This is a genomic window from uncultured Rikenella sp. (genome assembly GCF_910579375.1).
Classification (GTDB): Bacteria; Bacteroidota; Bacteroidia; order Bacteroidales; family Rikenellaceae; genus Rikenella.
Map to the genome: position 1 here is coordinate 15,554 of NZ_CAJTUJ010000006.1, position 12,692 is coordinate 28,245.

General features: G+C 55.0%; 11 protein-coding genes. 9 read left to right on the forward strand and 2 right to left on the reverse strand.

From position 1 onward, the window contains the following. Nucleotides 1-89 precede the first annotated feature (89 nt). On the reverse strand, nucleotides 90-1,352 hold the full coding sequence (locus QZ302_RS01385) for a pyridoxal phosphate-dependent aminotransferase family protein (RefSeq protein ID WP_294591643.1): 1,263 nt from the start codon (nucleotides 1,350-1,352) through the stop codon (nucleotides 90-92). Nucleotides 1,353-1,534: 182 nt separating this feature from the next. On the opposite strand from QZ302_RS01385, the gene QZ302_RS01390 reads away from it, so the two are divergent. Then, nucleotides 1,535-1,693, forward strand: coding sequence for a hypothetical protein (locus QZ302_RS01390; RefSeq protein ID WP_294591646.1), 159 nt, complete (start codon nucleotides 1,535-1,537; stop codon nucleotides 1,691-1,693). Between the two features lie 563 nt (nucleotides 1,694-2,256). On the opposite strand, the gene QZ302_RS01395 is transcribed toward QZ302_RS01390, so the two are convergent. After that, nucleotides 2,257-3,201 (reverse strand): energy transducer TonB, encoded by a 945-nt coding sequence (locus QZ302_RS01395; protein ID WP_294591649.1) that lies wholly within the window; start codon nucleotides 3,199-3,201, stop codon nucleotides 2,257-2,259. A 119-nt stretch (nucleotides 3,202-3,320) separates the two neighbouring features. Between QZ302_RS01395 and QZ302_RS01400 the strand changes: the two genes are divergently transcribed. From QZ302_RS01400 to QZ302_RS01435, 8 genes are all read left to right on the forward strand, one after another. Further along, nucleotides 3,321-4,715 carry a bifunctional UDP-3-O-[3-hydroxymyristoyl] N-acetylglucosamine deacetylase/3-hydroxyacyl-ACP dehydratase gene (locus QZ302_RS01400; protein WP_294591651.1) on the forward strand — a complete coding sequence of 465 codons (1,395 nt, stop codon included), beginning with the start codon at nucleotides 3,321-3,323 and terminating at the stop codon, nucleotides 4,713-4,715. A 24-nt stretch (nucleotides 4,716-4,739) separates the two neighbouring features. Then, nucleotides 4,740-5,543 (forward strand): acyl-ACP--UDP-N-acetylglucosamine O-acyltransferase, encoded by an 804-nt coding sequence (gene lpxA / locus QZ302_RS01405; protein ID WP_294591653.1) that lies wholly within the window; start codon nucleotides 4,740-4,742, stop codon nucleotides 5,541-5,543. A gap of 140 nt (nucleotides 5,544-5,683) precedes the next feature. Further along, a complete protein-coding gene (locus QZ302_RS01410; protein WP_294591655.1) occupies nucleotides 5,684-6,286 on the forward strand; it encodes a hypothetical protein in 603 nt (200 codons plus the stop codon). 65 nt (nucleotides 6,287-6,351) lie between these two features. Beyond that, nucleotides 6,352-7,590, forward strand: coding sequence for a transcription termination factor NusA (gene nusA, locus QZ302_RS01415; RefSeq protein ID WP_294591657.1), 1,239 nt, complete (start codon nucleotides 6,352-6,354; stop codon nucleotides 7,588-7,590). Nucleotides 7,591-7,712: 122 nt separating this feature from the next. Further along, nucleotides 7,713-10,538 carry a translation initiation factor IF-2 gene (gene infB, locus QZ302_RS01420; RefSeq protein WP_294591659.1) on the forward strand — a complete coding sequence of 942 codons (2,826 nt, stop codon included), beginning with the start codon at nucleotides 7,713-7,715 and terminating at the stop codon, nucleotides 10,536-10,538. Between the two features lie 505 nt (nucleotides 10,539-11,043). After that, on the forward strand, nucleotides 11,044-12,129 hold the full coding sequence (locus QZ302_RS01425) for a hypothetical protein (protein WP_294591661.1): 1,086 nt from the start codon (nucleotides 11,044-11,046) through the stop codon (nucleotides 12,127-12,129). Beyond that, entirely contained in the window at nucleotides 12,126-12,512 is a 387-nt protein-coding gene (locus QZ302_RS01430) for a hypothetical protein (protein ID WP_294591663.1), read from the forward strand. The genes QZ302_RS01425 and QZ302_RS01430 overlap by 4 nt, the downstream gene beginning before the upstream one ends. 44 nt (nucleotides 12,513-12,556) lie before the next feature. Then, a complete protein-coding gene (locus QZ302_RS01435; RefSeq protein ID WP_294591665.1) occupies nucleotides 12,557-12,691 on the forward strand; it encodes a hypothetical protein in 135 nt (44 codons plus the stop codon). Nucleotide 12,692 lies beyond the last annotated feature (1 nt).

Below are 12,692 nucleotides of genomic sequence, written 5' to 3' on the forward strand. Positions count from 1 at the left end.
ATAAAGAGAAGTCCTTCCCCACGATACGATCGCAAGGAAGGACTTCTCTATTTTTATGGCAGTCTGTCGCCAGACTCGCATCTTCCGAATTACATCGGATCCGCCATATTCTGAATCGGTTTGTGGTATTCGCCCGATTCCAACTTGCTGCGGCAAGCTTTGAAGGCATTCAGCGTATATTCCACATCCTCCAGCGTGTGCACCGCCGTCGGAATGATACGGAGAATAATTTCGCCCTTCGGAATCACCGGATAGACCACCACCGAGCAGAAGAGGTTGTGGTTTTCGCGCAAGTCCACCACGATATTAGTGGCATCCTCTACACCGCCCTTCATATAGACCGGCGTCACCGGCGACTGCGTCACCCCGATATCGAACCCGGCGTCTACGAATCCTTTCTGCAACGCCCGCACGATGGTCCACAGTTTTTCGCGGTATTCCGGATGCTCCTGAATCAGGTCGAGACGTTTCATCGCCCCCTTGACCATCGGCATCGGCAGCGATTTGGCGTAGAGCTGCGACCGCATGTTGTAGCGCAGGAAATTGACGATATCCGGATCCGACGCCACGAAAGCTCCGATGCCGGCAAACGATTTGGCGAAGGTACCGAAGTGGACGTCGATCTGATCCGACACGCCGAAGTGTTCCGGCGTCCCGGCTCCGGTTTTCCCCATGGTTCCCAACCCGTGCGCATCGTCGACCAGAATCCGGAAGTCGAAATCTTTCTTCATGGCGACGATCTCGTCCAGTTTGCCCAGGTCGCCTTTCATCCCGAAAACGCCTTCGGTAATCAGCAGCACGCCGCCGCCCTGCTGTTGCGCCAGTTTGGTCGCCCGACCGAGCATCAACCGGCACTTTTCCATGTCGTTATGGTGGTACACGAACCGCTTTCCGCCCTTTGCCTTGTGAATCAGGAGGCCGTCGATAATACAGGCGTGCGCTTCGGAGTCGTAAACGATCACGTCCTTAGCCGTAGCCAGACAGTCGATGATCGAGACCATTCCCTGGTAACCGAAGTTGAGCAGGAAGGCGTCGGGTTTGCCGACGAAAGCGGCCAGCCGCCGTTCGAGTTCTTCGTGGTATTTGGTCTGCCCGCTCATCATCCGGGCGCCCATCGGAGCGGCCATCCCGAATTCGCGTGCGGCTTCGGCGTCGGCGGCCATCACTTCGGGGTGGTTGGCCAGCCCGAGGTAGTTGTTGAGGCTCCAGTTGAGCATCATCTTGCCGCGGAAGACCATCCGCGGGCCGATGGGCCCTTCGAGTTTCGGGAAAGAGTAGTAGCCGTGGCTCAGTTTCTGGTACTGGCCGATGGGCCCACCCGCATCCTTTTTGATTCGTTCGAAAATATCCACTGTATGTCGATTTTAGAATGAGACGGATAAAAAATCGCGTCAAAGGTACGCTTTTTTCTGTTCGGGAGTCCGAAGGGAGGATAAGTATAAAATCGTATTTTGGGATTATGTCGGAATGAGCGGGCGGGCTCCGGAGGTTCGTCCGCGCCCCGGGCTTCCGCGCTTCAGGCAATGAGAAAGAGATGGGCCGACTGCGTTATGTCGCTTACGGGGGCTACAGTTGGTCTTCGGCGCCCGATGAGACGCAAGGCGCGCATTTGAATTTCCACACGACATGGCTCCGGCCTTGCAATAAGGGTTATCGCGACTACGCTTTTCAGTTGCGTTGCCTCTCGGAATAAACGGGGCTGAGGGCTTTCGACGGAACCGATTGGGGACTTAGAACCCGGGCTTAGGCCTATTTTCTTTTAGATTCGCAATTCGAATACTATTCGGCACCGCCCCGGGCTACCGCGATTTCGGGCGGGCTGGCTGGGAAGGTATAACTGGCGGAGTATGCAACAATGGTTTCAGTTGGGCGTCCGGGATCAATAACCCTAACGGCCTGCATCTAAGTTTTCACGCACAGTATCTAAACCCGAATTACTCCGACAGCCGCGGCCACGGTTTTCAGTTGCGGTGCCTCTCGGAATAAACGCCGCGGGCCCGCGGGAGGCAAGGGGCTGGAGCTACCCTAACAATTGGCAGCCTCTACCCTATTCTCTTTTCGCGCGCCGACGCTGCCAGCGAATTCTGAGGCCATTTACGGATGGTAAGCGGCAAGGAGGAAAACAAGCGCAGCGCAGTTAGCGAAAACCAGAAAAACTTTAGAGCGCATCCCTGAAGGGATGCGCTGGCCGGATCTACCCTACAAAACCGCAGACCCGCCGCAGGACAAGCAATCTCGGCCCGGCCACAACCCAATCTACTGCGCGACGAAGACATAAGTAATCGTCCCCCGCTGTCGATCCGCCGCACTGGCATCCGCATTGAATCGCGATGCCCGAGCCGCCTGCACCGCCCGTTCCGCGATGCAATCTCCCGGCGAAGCCTGCTCCACCGCAGCACTCGTCACCTCGCCCTCCCGGTTCACCGTAATCCCGACCACCACCGTCCCCCCTTCGCGACACTGATAAGCTGGCACATGCAGATAAGTCGCATACCGACCCGCCAAATTATACGACACCGTCACATTCCCCTGCACCTTCACCGTCTTCCGTTCAGACCCGCCCTCCAGCTTGACCTGCGACGAAGACGATTTCGGCATCCGGCTCCGTTTCGACATCTCGGCCAACTCGTCCATCCCCGACCGGAAAGCCTGCTGACCCGCCTCCAACTCCCGCTGCACCCGCTCCGCCTCCTCCATCAACTGATCCACCCGCGTCCCCCGGTCATCCCGCAACGAAGCGTCCATCTTCGCATTCTGATCCGATATGCGATTCGAAACCGGTTCGTAATTCGCCTCCAACCGACGAATCGGCTCCGGTTTCGGCTCTTCCAATTCCGGTTTCGGTTCCTCCGGCTCGTTCGGATCGACCAGGTCGATATACATCGTAGTCGTCGGATTTTCGAGCACGATGATTTTATAGGAGACGAACAGGATGGCCGCAATCAGATAGAGCACCACCGTCACCAGCAGTCCGACCCGGTGACGATAGACCCATTCGCCCGCATCCGTCCTGCGCCGACGCGGATCGAACGGCAGCGCCATCCGCTCGCGCCGTCCGCCGCCGGGCGGAACCCGACGCGGCGGAGCGGGAGGAACCGTTCCCGGCCCCCGTTTCGTCGCCTGAGAAGAGCGCTGCGGAGCCGTCGCGCGCGCAGTGCGACCGGCCCGATCGGCCGGGTGTCTGTTTGGAGGTGTAGCCATTTGAACGACAAAGTTAATCATTTTCGACAAAGCGGCGAACCGCCGGGCGAACGACAGACCGACAAGTAGAATATACGAGAATTTTTCTATCTTTGCCCGCAATAAACGAACCGAAAACGATGACGGAAAAACAACAAACGCTCGCGGGAGCCTGCTCTTTCTCCGGCAAAGGATTGCATACGGGCGCGACCGTAAACCTGACGATACTGCCGGCGGCGGAAGGACACGGAATCAAATTCTGCCGGACGGACCTCGACGGGCGGCCGGCGATCGACGCGGTGGCGGAAAACGTGGCCCAGACTTCGCGCAGCACGGTGTTGAAGAAGGGCGAGGCGACCGTTTCGACGGTCGAACACCTGATGGCGGCTTTGTGGGGATGCGGCGTGGACAACGCCCTGGTGGAGGTGGACGGCGGCGAGGTGCCGATCGCAGACGGTTCGGCGATGCCGTGGGTGAAACTCATTCGCCAGGCGGGGATCGTGGAACAGGCACAGAACCGGAAATACTACGAAATTTCGGAAAAAACCGTCCTCAGCTCCGGAGAGAATAATACGACAGAGATTATCGCTTACCCGGACGATACATTTTCGGCGGTGGTGAACGTCGATTTCGGCTCCAAAGTGGTGGGACAGCAATACGCCGTGTTTGCTGAAAACGAAGACTTTGCGGAAGTGGTAGCGCCGAGCCGGACATTCGTTTTCCTGCACGAAATCGAACCGCTGATTCAGAACAATCTGATTCGCGGAGGGGACTTGGACAACGCCATCGTCATCGTCGAACAACCCGTTTCGGCGGACAAGGCGGCGCAGATCGGCAAACTGTTCGGACGCGAGGGGATTTCGGCGGATCGGCAGGGGTATCTCAACAACCTCGACCTGCACTTCGACAACGAAATCGCCCGTCACAAACTGCTGGATCTGCTGGGCGACCTGGCATTGGTGGGGATCAGGCTCAAGGGGCGGATTTTCGCCACGCGGCCGGGACACAAAGCCAATACGGAGTTCGCCAAACTGCTGCGGAAACACATCAAACGCGACGCAGATAAACCGACCTTCAAATACAACCCGAACATCGAACCGCTGTACGACATCAATCAGATCAAAGCGATGTTGCCGCACCGGCCGCCGTTCCTGTTGGTGGACAAAATCATCCACATCACCGAAGAGTCGGTGGTGGGGATCAAGAACGTGACGATGAACGAGCCATTCTTCGTAGGGCACTTCCCGGACGAACCGGTGATGCCGGGGGTTTTGATCGTCGAAGCGATGGCCCAGTGCGGCGGGATTCTGGCCTTGAGCACCGTGCCGGATCCGGAAAATTACTCGACCTACTTCATGACGATCGACGGAGTGAAATACCGGCAAAAAGTGGTGCCGGGGGATACGCTCCAGTTCGAGCTGCGGCTCTCGGAGCCGATCCGGCGCGGGATCGTCAAGATGGACGCACGGGCATACGTGCGGGGGTCGCTGGCGACCGAGGCGCAACTCATGGCGCTCGTGACCAAAAACAAATAATCGGACACTCTTTCTTTACACCTTATGATACATCCTCTGGCCTATGTCCATCCGGACGCGAAACTGGGCGCAAATGTGACTGTAGAGCCTTTTGCCTACATCGCCGGCAAGGTGACCGTCGGAGACGGCACGTGGATCGGGCCGAACGCCGTAATCAACGACGGAGCGGTGATCGGCCGCGACTGCAAGATATTCAGCGGAGCGGTGATTGCCGGCATTCCGCAGGACCTGAAGTTCAGGGGAGAGGAGACTACGGCCGTCATCGGCGACCGGACGATGATCCGCGAATGCGCCACGGTCAACCGGGGAACGGCGGCGAAGAATACGACGATCGTGGGGAGCGACACGCTGATCATGGCCTATGCGCATGTGGGACACGACTGTGTGGTGGGCGACCACTGCATTCTGGCCAACAACGTTTCGCTGGCCGGGGAGGTCGAGCTGGACGACTGGGTCATTCTCGGAGGACATACGGCCATCCACCAGTTCTGCCGCGTCGGGAAACACGCCATGACCAGCGGCGGGACGATGGTCGGCAAGGACATTCCGCCGTTCATCAAAGCAGCACACTATCCGGCGTCGTACGTGGGGGTGAACACCATCGGACTGCGGCGGCGGGGATTCGACGCCGGACAGATCGAGGAGATTATGAACATCTGCCGGATCATGTTCCAGAACGGGTATTCGTATGGAAAAGCGTGCGGGTTGCTGGAAGAGCAGCTGCCCGATTCGGAGGCGCGGAAAGAGATGCTGAATTTCTTTGCGGGGTCGAAGCGGGGCGTTATCAAACCGTACCAGCCGCGGATGAAAGATCAGGACGAAGAGTAGCTTTTTTGCCGACTTAATTTGTTTGAACGCATAATATTGCTTACATTTGCATCGTTACGAGCGTTTTGCTCGTAGGTGAGATTTCGGAAACGGGGGTGTTTGACCTCCGTTTTCTGTTTATTATGCGGGACGAAACGAAAATGACGGATACCAGGACAGCTATACGGGAACTGATTCGCTCGACCATCGAGGGAGAGGGTTCTGCTTGGGGAGAGCGGGGATTTTTCATCGTCGAACTCGCGTGCCGGGAGAACAGTGCGGGAGGGATCGACGAAATCACCGTGACGATGGATTGCGACGGGGCGGATGACGAGGGACGGATGCGGGGGGTCGGGATCGACGACTGCGCGTTACTGAACCGGGAGGTGACGGCCCGGCTGGAGGCGGAATACGGCGAAGGATGGGACTGCCAGCTCACCGTCATGTCGGCAGGGCTGGGACAGCCGCTGAAACTGGGACGGCAATACCAGAAACTCATCCGGCAGGCATCTTTAAAGGATGGAGGCGATTTGCCGCGCGTGGATGTGCTTTTCAAAGACGGGAAAAAACTGACGGGCGCGGTTTTGTGCGGCATCGGCTACGACTCCTCGGATGATGGGGCGGATGCTCCGTCGGCGATCGAAGTGGCTTATACCGTGAAAGAGCTCGTGCCGGGGAAGAAACGGAAAACCGACGTCGAACACCGCGAACAGATCCGATTGGCAGATACGAAAGCCGTGAGCGAGCACTTCGACTTCAAATAACGATCAAGCATTCAAAAACAACCTAAATATCCCGCCGAACCGCGGCGCGGACGCAGAAAAGAGCGATGGAAACGATAAATCTGATTAACACATTCGCCGAATTCAAGGAACTCAAGAATATCGACCGCGCCACCATGGTGAGCGTGCTGGAAGACGTCTTCCGGAACATGCTGGTCAAGACCTACGGATCGGACGAAAACTTCGACATCATCATCAACACCGAAAGCGGCGACTTCGAAATCTGGCGGAATCGGCTGGTGATGGAAGACGGCGACGTGCTGGACGAAAACACCCAGATCAGCCTGACCGATGCCCGGAAGATCGACCCGACGTATGAAGTGGGGGAAGAGGTGGCTACCGAAGTCAAATTCTCGGACTTCGGACGGCGCAGCGTCCTCGCGATTCGGCAGAACCTCGCTTCGCGGATTACAGATTTGGAAAAAGCCAATTTGTTCCAGAAATATACGGAGCGGGTGGGCGAGATCATTACCGGCGAGGTGTATCAGGTTTGGAAACGCGAAATCCTGGTGCTCGATGACGAAGACAACGAACTGTTGCTGCCCAAGACGGAACAGATCCCGAGCGACTTCTTCCGCAAAGGGGATACGATTCGGGCCATTGTCTCGAAAGTCGAGATGATCAATAACAGCCCGAAGATCATTCTGTCGCGGACGGCACCGGAGTTCCTCGAACGGTTGTTCGAGCTCGAAGTGCCGGAAATCTTTGACGGTTTGATCACCATCAAGAAAATCGTGCGGATTCCGGGCGAGCGGGCCAAGGTGGCGGTGGAATCGTATGACGAACGGATCGACCCGGTGGGCGCTTGCGTGGGGGTCAAGGGATCGAGAATCTACGGGATCGTCAAAGAGTTGCGGAACGAGAACATCGACGTGGTGAGCTACACCGCTAATCCGAGCCTGATGATCCAGCGCGCGCTGAATCCGGCGAAAGTGCTCTCGATCGACATCAACGAGGAGACCAAGACGGCGGAAGTACACCTCAAACCGAGCGAAATTTCGCTCGCTATCGGGAAAGGCGGTCTGAATATCCGGTTGGCCAGCATGCTGACAGGATACGACATCGACGTCTATCGCGAAACCAGCGAGGAGGATGAAGAAGACGTCGACCTGGCCGAATTCACCGACGAAATCGAACCCTGGATCATCGACCAGTTCAAGAAGATCGGCCTTGACACCGCTAAACGGGTGCTGGCACAGAACGCGGAAGACCTGGCCAAGCGAACCGACCTCGAAATGGAGACCATTCAGGAAGTACTCCGGATTTTGCGGAGCGAATTCGAGTAATCCCCTCCCCTTCTTCGAGTCGAGCGGGATTTCGCACGCACCGAGGCGGACGGACAGAAAACGAATTTTAAGGCAGCCGGGCCGACAAGCCGGTGCACATCAAAAAGAGGAAAGACAGATACATGGCAGCAGAGAAACAGACAAAAGTCAGATTGAGCGGCGTCGCACGCGAGTATAACGTGGGGCAGGGAACCATCGTGGAATTTTTGGAAAAGAAAGGATTCAAGGTGGAACACGGGCCCAGCACCATTCTCGATCCGAAAGCCGTCGAACTCGTGCGGAACGAGTTCGGAGGGAAGAGCGTGCAGAAAATCGACATTCGCGAGAAAATCAAACCCGTGCGCGAGAGCGTATCGCTGCACGACAATGCTGCGCCCGACACGACTGCCGCAGCGGGAGACGAATCTGTCGGCGCGGAGACCAAGAAGAAAAACACGGGAGCTACGGTCTTCGCCACGCCGGTCGAGACTTTGAGCGGGCCGAAAGTGGTCGGAAAACTCGACCTGAGCGGGCCGAAGAAAAAAGCGGCGGCACCGGCGAAAAACGAATCGGCGACGACTGCTGCGGTTGAAAAACCGGCAGTGAAACAGCCGGAGCCGGAACCGGTGCCCGTTGTTAAGGCGGAGGCGGCGAAGACGCCGGCCGCTCCGGTTTCACCGGAGCCGAAACCGGTACAAACACAGGTCGAGACACCGGTCGCATCGACACCTGACGTAAAACCCACGACGAACGAAGAGAAGAAAGAGCCGGAAGTATTCCGCGCCAATGACGATGCCAATCGTCTGGCCGGGCCGAAGATCGTCGGAAAGATCGAACTGCCGACCACCTATGAGCGGGGACGCGGCGGGAAACGCAACCGGATCAAGAAAGGGAAAGTCGACGTGGCGAATACCCCGGGGACTTCGCGTCCGGCGACGGTGCATGGACAGGGAGCCAACGGTGGTCGTGGAGGGAATAATGCCGGCGGACGGTTCGGCGGGAATGCGAATGCCGGCGGCGGGCGGAAAGGCCGGGGCGGCAAGCCTGTAGTGCGGCAGGAGGTGAGCGACGAAGACGTACAGAAGCAGATCAAAGAGACCTTGGCGCGGCTCACCAGCAAAGGCAAGGGGAGCAAGAGTGCGAAGTATCGGCGCGATAAGCGCGAGGCGATCCACGGACGGATGGCCGAAGAGATGGAGCAGCAGGAACGCGAAAAATCGATCCTCAAGGTGACGGAATTCGTGACCGTGAGCGAGCTGGCGACGATGATGGACGTTTCGGTGACGGATGTCATCACCGCTTGTATGAACCTCGGGCTGATGGTCTCGATCAACCAGCGGCTGGATGCCGAGGCTTTGGTGATCGTGGCCGAAGAGTTCGGCTACAAGGTCGAATTCGTGACGGTGGATATCCAGGAAGCCATTGTCGAAGAGGAAGATAAACCGGAAGACTTGCTGCCGCGGCCGCCGATCGTCACGGTCATGGGGCACGTCGACCACGGGAAGACGTCGCTTTTGGACTACATCCGGAAAACCAACGTGATCGAGGGCGAAGCGGGGGGGATTACCCAGCATATCGGGGCATATAGTGTGAAGATGGAGGATGGACGGCGGATCACCTTCCTCGATACGCCGGGGCACGAGGCGTTTACCGCGATGCGTGCCCGGGGGGCGAAGGTGACGGACGTGGCCATCATTATCATCGCCGCGGACGACAGCGTCATGCCGCAGACGATCGAAGCGATCAACCACGCGCAGGCGGCAGGGGTGCCTATCGTATTTGCCATCAACAAGATCGACAAACCGAACGCCAATCCGGAAAAGATCAAGGAAGAGCTGGCCAACATGAACTACCTCGTCGAAGAGTGGGGCGGGAAATACCAGTCTCAGGACGTGGCGGCAAAGAAAGGGATCAATGTCGACAAATTGTTGGAAAAGGTCTTGCTGGAGGCGGAACTGCTCGACCTGAAAGCCAATCCCAACCGACGGGCATCGGGGACGGTCGTCGAATCGTCGCTCGATAAGGGGCGGGGATACGTCGCGACCGTACTGGTGAGCTCCGGAACGCTGCGCATCGGCGATGTGATGCTCTCGGGGACATACTCGGGGAGGGTCAAAGCCATGTTCAACGAACGGGGACAGAAAGTGACCGAAGCGGGGCCGGCGACACCGGTCTTAGTGTTGGGTCTCAACGGCGCGCCGCAGGCGGGCGACAACTTCAACGTCATGGAAGACGACAAAGCTGCGCGCGAGATCGCTAACAAACGTGAACAGTTGCAGCGGATGCAGGGCCTCAGGACACAGAAGCATATTACGCTGGACGAGATCGGACGACGCATTGCGGTGGGGAACTTCAAGGAGTTGAACGTCATTATCAAGGGGGACGTGGACGGCTCGATCGAGGCGCTGACCGACTCGTTGGTGAAACTTTCGACCGAGGAGGTCCAGGTGAACGTGATCCACAAGGCTGTGGGGCCGATTTCGGAGAGCGATATTTTGCTGGCTGCGGCTTCGAACGCCGTGATTATCGGGTTCCAGGTGCGTCCTTCGGCATCGGCACGGAAGCTGGCCGAGAAGGAAGAGATCGAGATTCGCCTCTACTCCATCATCTACGACGCCATCAACGAGATCAAAGATGCGATCGAGGGGATGCTGGCGCCGGAGACCCGAGAAGAGATCGTCTGCTCGGTGGAAGTCATGGAAGTCTTCAAGATTACGAAAGTGGGGACTGTCGCAGGGTGTCTGGTGCGGGAAGGAAAGATTACGCGGAATACCTTGATACGGGTGATTCGCGACGGGATCGTGGTCTACACCGGCAAACTGGGTTCGCTCAAGCGGTTCAAGGACGATGTCAAGGAGGTCGGGCCGAACATGGAGTGCGGTTTGAACATCGAGAACTACAACGACATCAAGGTGGGGGATATTATCGAAGGGTACGAGCAGGTGGAAGTGGCTCGGAAGCTTTCGTAGCGCTTCTTTTCAAAGAGGGATTGCCTCGACTCTTTTATATGCAGGCCGGCGAAAATCGTCGGCCTGCATATTTTCCAGCAAAAGAGAATAAAAGATTATCTTTTAATGCTACCCATTCGATTTTTTATTTACAATATTTATCCTTGTAAAGAGTCTATGTGCTCTTTGTATTAACAAAAACCTTTCAACCATGAAAAAGTAAAACTTTTTCTGACCATCGGCGGTGCATTATTAGTAACCGGAGTTGCCGTAGCCAATTATCTGATGGCACAGCCGAAAGAACCCGTTTCCGAACTAACTCTTGCCAATATCGAAGCTATGGCCGTTGGGAAAGATATTCAACCCAGCGTGGCAACATGCTTAGGAATATGGGGCGATTGTACTTTACCCGGAGGAACAAAAAGCAAGGCTCCCGCAGTTGAAGTAAATTTATAATTAACGAACAAACAATCGAGAGAGCGGAATAAAATACCATTCTGCTCTCTCTTTATTTAAACCCTCAACTATGAAAGTTCAATTCTCCTTACTCTACTTAGCCTTTTTTTTATGGGGATGCACACCTTCGTGTCCCAACGACGATCCCTTAGCTACTTTTAAGACTCACTTACCCACAGAATGGATTAGAGACACGGGATTATCAACCGATTCATTGGGAAATCCTGATTTTTTACATACCGTGGGAGGCCATCTGATTTTCATCGAACCAAGAGCAGAACAATTGCTATTACATTATGATCCAGAAACGAAGAGATGTACACGTTTACTCCCACATGGAAAAGCAGCAAACGAGTGCATGAATGTTCACCAAATCGGATATTATCCAGCAGCAGAAAAAGAAGCATTCTATGTCTTCGACAATTATCAAAACCGCATTTTCTTTTATACCTTACAGAATGAGCTCCCCATATTAAATCATATCAGTACGATTCTTGAAGGCATTAAAACATTTTCATTCTTAACTGCAAATAAAATCTGGGGTTGTGCAACGGATAGCAGTCGATATGTACAAGCCGATACTTGCGGCACAATTGATTATCGATTCGGCGATTATCAGGAATATGGTCTATCCATACCTATAGGATCAGGTCTATTGCAAGGTTTATCCGTTACAAATGCTCTTTCGACAAAACAAGAACGTTATGCGTGGTTCTCATTTTACGGAATTGGTTATCAAATACTTGAATGCAAACCGGACAGTTGCAAAATTATAGCCGGAACATTATATCAATTACCTAAATTTCAAGTACATTCGAATTCGGGCATCGACTATCCGACATTCGAGCAGAATACCGTTGTCGGTTACCCCGCTGTAACAACTGATGGATCGTATATCTATGCTTTATATAGTGGGCAAAAATTGCAAACATTATTTGAAGACCCTGACCGTATTTGGCGAAGTCGTTCCATTTGTATTTACGATTGGGATGGACAACCGCAAATTTTACTGCAAGCCAATCGAGACTTAAAAACTTTGGCTTACGACCAAACAAAAGATCGACTATATGCACTAAGTTTAACCGAAGAGGGACTCTACGAATTGGTTTTTCTCGACTTATCAGATTTGCGTAAAAATTACAGCCTCGATAAATGATAATTAAGTTATATAACATTTTCCATACAGCATTATTGCCGATTCTTTTTGCGCTGTGTACATGCTTCGGTTGCGGCCAGCGGACGAATTATCGTCCGCTGGCTGTGGAGCAGGCGACTCCGTTGGAAGGTGTCGTATTGGAGGACTCGATACTCACGTCACTTGTCACGAACCTGCAAATCGTCGGGGATTACCTCGCCGTGATTTATCTCGACACCTGTAAGAATCAGGGGCATCTGTATACGAAAAGAGGCGAACGGATCGTCGATTTCTGCCCCCTCGGAAAAGGGCCCGGCGAAGCGATCGCACCGAATGCCATCGTACCCGATCGGGATTCGACCACCCTTTCCTTTGGATTTACGATGCACAAGTCAAAAAAATGATTCGGTGGCGCCTCGATTCCTTGCTGGCCGAAAATCGGACTCCGATGGAAGAATTCGTGCTCGATGTACCGTTTTTTGCCGACGAAATTTTTGCCACGACCGACGGGATGGCAGGTTTTTTAAGGGCATATATCTTCCCAACCCAGCATGCCAACCGTTTACTCGGGAGGGGAAAGTAAC